A 4,546-nucleotide genomic window follows, 5' to 3' on the forward strand; every position below is an offset into this window, starting at 1 on the left:
CGCGGGGCGCGGCCCGGGCCTGGGACGCGGGCGGCGACGGACGGCTCGTCCTGGACCGGATCTGCGGGGAGGCTCCCGCGCTGCTGCGGCCGGGCGGTGTCCTGCTGCTGGTGCAGTCGGCGCTCAGCGACCCCGGGCTGACGGTCGGCCGGCTGCGGGCGGCCGGGACGAAGGCCGCGGTGATCCGGCGCCGGCGCATCGCCTTCGGCCCGGTGCTACGGGGCAGGGAGCGCTGGCTGCGGGAGCGGGGGCTGCTGTCCGGGACCGAGGACACGGAAGAGCTGGTGGTGATCCGTGCCGAACTCCCCGTCTGACTCCCCGCGTCGCGTCACCGTCCGGCGCAAGGGGCCGCTGCTGGTGGAGGGCCCGGTGGAGGTCGAGCTGGAGGACGGCACGGTCGTCGCCTCCGACCGCTTCCGGGTGGCCCTGTGCACCTGCCGCCGCAGCCGGCGGTACCCGTGGTGCGACACCAGCCACCGGGACCGGGCGTGAGCCCCGGGGCCGGGGGTCCGTGAGAAGCCCGGAGGCCGGCGGGCGGCCCCACTCCGCCCGCCGGCCTCCTTGCGCGGGATCGCACGTTCCGCGAGGGGGCCGGTACTCCCCAGTCCGCCGGCCGCCGCGCGGTCACGGGAAACCGTGCGATCCCGGTCTCAGAACGCGAAGACGCTCGAACCGTGAGCGTTCATCACGCACTCGTTGGAGAAGATCCGCTCATAGGAGACGCGCTGTCCCCGCCACACCCCGTCGACGGTGACGAGCACCGGGTCGTACTGCTTGGTGCAGAAGACGCCCTCCCGCATCGTCAGGGCGCCGAGGTCGCCGCCGAGGCGGTTCATCTCCGCGCAGGCCGCGTCCGCGGCCGGGTGGGTGCCCGAGGGTCCGGGGGCACAGGTCAGGGTGACCGCGCGTTCCGGCGTGACGGTCATCGCGCTGTCGCCGTGGCCCACGGTGAGTACCAGGGCCGAGGGGGCGTAGAGCGCGGACGGGGCGGCTCCCCCGGCGGCCTGCGCAGCCCCGGACAGGGGTACGCAGACGGCTGCGGCCGTGAGGCCGAGGGTGGTGGCCCAGCGCGCGGTGTTCCGCATTGTGTGCATCCTTCCGCTCGTGTCGACGAGGCGCGTCGACGGGTCGCCGGCTCGTGCTCGGTCGGTGCCGAACCGGCGTGCCGGAGTCTGCCGAGTCCGCGCCGGAACTTCACGTCGGGCATGTGGATTTCGGTAACATTGCGTATTGAATCAGTGGCGTGAAGTCACGGAGAGCGCGGGGTGCGGCCCTGTAACCGCACGGAGGGCGAGTGCGCGAAGTGGCCAGATGGCCGGAATGCGGCAGCTCGGCAATCGGCCTGAAACATTCCGATTCTGCTCTCGGCAGACCGTTCCGCGACGCCTTGTGTTCATGGACAGGGCGAGTAATCGTCATTACATGATTACGGCGGAGCAACGAGAGCAACTGCGGGGCTGGTTCACCGGCCGGCTCCCCGACGATCTCTTCGAGGAGCTGACCGAGGTCACGGTCGACCGCGAGGAGATCACCGTCATCGGCCGCATCCCCGGTCCCCGGCCGGCAAAGGGCGCCTCACCGGCCGAGCGGGAGGCGGCGGTCGAGGGCCGCGTCCAGGAGTTCCGGGAACGCACCCGGGAGGACCGGATCGCGGTCGCCCGGGACGCCGAGCACCGTTTCGGCCGGAAGGTCTCCTGGGGCGTGGAGTGCGACGGGCACCGCGCCCTGTTCACGCACGTGGCCGCGCCCGTCATGACCCGGCTGCGCCAGCCGGAACGGCAGGTCCTCGACACCCTCATCGCGAGCGGGGTCGCCCGCAGCCGCAGCGAGGCACTGGCCTGGTGCGTGCGGCTGGTCCAGCGGCACACCGACGACTGGCTCACCGAGCTGCGCGAGTCGCTGGAACACGTCCAGCGGGTGCGGGCTCGGGGGCCGGACACCGGGCCCGAGGAGGCGGAGCCCGGCACCGACGGCGGGTGAACGCCGTTGTCGGTGGCGTTCGTTACGGTGCGGGCATGACTCGATTCGTACTGGTGGCCGGTGCCTGGCTCGGGGCGTGGGCGTGGGACGAGGTGGCGGCCGAACTGCGCGCGGCCGGGTACGGGGCGCACCCCCTGACGCTGTCCGGGCTCGCGGAGAAGCAGGGGGTGCCGGCGGGGCAGCGGACCCATGTGCGGGACATCGTGGACGAGGTGGAACGGCTCGGTCTGCGGGACGTCGTCCTCGTGGGGCACAGCTACTCCGGCGTGCCGGTCGGCCAGGCGGCCGAGCGGATCGGTGACCGGCTGCGGAGGGTGGTGCTCGTCGACGCGAACGTGCCCGTGGACGGGGAGTCGTTCCTGTCCGGCTGGCCGAGCGAGGAGGTGAGGAGGTCGATCGAGGCGCACGACGGCCGGTGGCCGCCGCCGGCCGCGGACGACTGCGCGGGCCAGGGCCTGACGGACGAGCAGGTGGCCCGGTTCACCGCCGGATCGACCCCGCACCCGGGCGCCACGCTCACCGAACCGGCCGTGCTGGAGCGGTCGCCCGGCGAGCTGCCGACGACGTACGTCAAGTGCCTGCTGGACGGGGAGGAACCCCCGCCGGCGGTGGCGGAGCTGCTGAAGAGCGACCGGTGGGAGCTGGTGACGATGGACACCGGGCACTGGCCGATGTTCTCCCGGCCGCGCGAACTGGCCCGGATCCTGCGGGAGGCGGCCACCGGCCGCTGATCCACGGCCGCCCGGTGGTGGACGCGCCCCGCGCATACCGGCCAGTATGCTCCGGGACGACGCGGCTCGACGAGACAGGGCGGGGCGGATGGCGAAGCACTGGGCCGACTTCCAGTACGAGATCTACCTGAACGGGATGACGGGTGCCGTGCCCCGGCTGCCGACCGATCTGACCCGGCTGGAGGAGCTGACCGAGCAGCGGCTCGGCCCGGGTCCGGTCGGGTACGTCGCGGGCAGCGCGGGGGACGGCAGCACCGCCCGCGCCAACCGGGCCTCGCTCGACCGCCGTCGGATCGTGCCGCGCATGCTGCGGGACGTGCACGAACGTGATCTGTCGGTCGAGGTGCTGGGCCGGTCGCTGCCGGCGCCGCTCGCGCTGGCGCCGGTCGGAGTGCTGTCGATCGTGCATCCGGATGCCGAGTCCGCCGCCGCCCGGGCGGCGGCCGCGCAGGGTGTGCCGTTCGTGCTGTCGTCCGCGTCCAGCACGCCGATGGAGCAGGTCGCGGAGTCGATGGGCGAGGCGGAGCGCTGGTTCCAGCTGTACTGGCCGAAGGACGTGGAGGTGGCCCGGAGCTTCCTGGACCGGGCGAGGGCCGCCGGGTTCACGGCGCTGGTCGTCACCCTGGACACTCCCCTGCTGTCCTGGCGTCCGCGCGACCTGGACCAGGCGTATCTGCCGTTCCTGCACGGGGTGGGCACCGCGAACTACTTCTCGGACCCGGCGTTCCGGGCGGGCCTGGCCAAGCCGGTGCACGAGGACCCGAACGCGGCGGTGATGCACTTCGTCGGCATGTTCGCCGATCCCGCCAAGTCCTGGCCGGACCTGGAGTTCCTGCGGGAGCACTGGGACGGGCCGATCGTCCTCAAGGGCGTGCTCCACCCCGACGACGCGCGGCTCGCCGCCGACGCCGGGATGGACGGTGTGGTGGTGTCCAACCACGGCGGGCGTCAGGTGGCCGGGGCGATCGCCGCGGCGGACGCGCTGCCCGGCGTGGTGGAGGCCGTCGGGGACCGGCTCACCGTGCTCTTCGACAGCGGGGTGCGCACCGGCGACGACGTCTTCAAGGCCCTCGCCCTCGGCGCACGGGCGGTCCTGCTGGGGCGTCCGTACGTCTACGGGCTCGGTCTCGACGGGCAGGCGGGGGTGGAACACGTGATCCGCTGCCTGCTCGCCGAACTCGACCTCACCATGGCCCTGTCGGGCCACGCCACCCCGGCCTCGATCGGCCCCGGCGCCCTCACGGAGGCCGCCGTCTGACCCGGCCGGGACGGGGCGTCCTCCCCGCCCCGGCCGCACGGCTCACGTCACCGGTTCCGCCAGCCCGGCACGCCGGGCCTCCGGGGTGCCGGTGCCGCTGATGGACAGGGAGTCCTCGGCCGTCCGTACCGGTTCGGCCGCCCAGCGCTGGTCCACGGTCCGGTCGCGTACCTTGACGACGATGTCGGCGTTCGCGTCAGGGGTCGCCGGGGCGAGGGCCAGTTGGACGTCCCAGCGGGGCACCAGCTCGCCCTGCGCGGTGAGGTCGTACCGCACGTCGGCGCCCCGCTGGTCGCCGGGGTCGGCGCAGGTGCCGAGGACGACGACACCGGCGTCCTTGTGCGAGTCCAGGCACAGACCGGGGTCGGCCACGCTGCGCAGCAGCCCGTCGTCCTCGTACGTCCACTGCTGGGTCCACGCCGAGGAACAGTCCGCCAGGCGGGTCCCGGAGCCGTCCCGGGGCTCGCCCCGGGTGTCGAGGCACAGGCCGGAGGCGACGTTGCGCAGCCGCGTCCGCCCCGGTGCGGTGGGGAGCCCGGCGGCGCCGGGCGGGGACGCGGACGGCAGGGCCGCGCGG

General features: G+C 74.0%; 6 protein-coding genes and 1 pseudogene. 5 read left to right on the top strand and 2 right to left on the bottom strand.

Features of this window, described 5'->3' with window-relative positions:
* Together B7767_RS20800 and B7767_RS20805 are read left to right on the top strand one after the other, a co-directional pair.
* Positions 1–314 (top strand): annotated as a pseudogene (locus B7767_RS20800) (methyltransferase); the annotation flags it as partial.
* Entirely contained in the window at positions 295–492 is a 198-nt protein-coding gene (locus B7767_RS20805; protein WP_085573526.1) for a CDGSH iron-sulfur domain-containing protein, read from the top strand. The pseudogene B7767_RS20800 and the gene B7767_RS20805, both read left to right, overlap by 20 nt.
* Positions 493–650: 158 nt before the next feature.
* Here B7767_RS20805 and B7767_RS20810 read toward each other — a convergent pair whose 3' ends face one another.
* On the bottom strand, positions 651–1,085 hold the full coding sequence (locus tag B7767_RS20810; RefSeq protein ID WP_085573527.1) for a subtilase-type protease inhibitor: 435 nt from the start codon (positions 1,083–1,085) through the stop codon (positions 651–653).
* Positions 1,086–1,422: 337 nt separating this feature from the next.
* Between B7767_RS20810 and B7767_RS20815 the strand changes: the two genes are divergently transcribed.
* From B7767_RS20815 to B7767_RS20825, 3 genes are all read left to right on the top strand, one after another.
* On the top strand, positions 1,423–1,980 hold the full coding sequence (locus B7767_RS20815) for a hypothetical protein (RefSeq protein ID WP_085573528.1): 558 nt from the start codon (positions 1,423–1,425) through the stop codon (positions 1,978–1,980).
* A gap of 35 nt (positions 1,981–2,015) precedes the next feature.
* Positions 2,016–2,711 (top strand): alpha/beta fold hydrolase, encoded by a 696-nt coding sequence (locus tag B7767_RS20820; RefSeq protein WP_085573529.1) that lies wholly within the window; start codon positions 2,016–2,018, stop codon positions 2,709–2,711.
* 88 nt (positions 2,712–2,799) lie between these two features.
* On the top strand, positions 2,800–3,969 hold the full coding sequence (locus B7767_RS20825; RefSeq protein ID WP_085573530.1) for a lactate 2-monooxygenase: 1,170 nt from the start codon (positions 2,800–2,802) through the stop codon (positions 3,967–3,969).
* Positions 3,970–4,011: 42 nt separating this feature from the next.
* Here the strand turns inward: B7767_RS20825 and B7767_RS20830 are convergent.
* The coding region (locus tag B7767_RS20830) for an RICIN domain-containing protein (protein ID WP_143652566.1) at positions 4,012–4,546 on the bottom strand (535 nt) is incomplete at its 5' end.

This window comes from Streptomyces sp. 13-12-16 (assembly GCF_002114215.1).
Classification (GTDB): domain Bacteria; phylum Actinomycetota; class Actinomycetes; order Streptomycetales; family Streptomycetaceae; genus Streptomyces.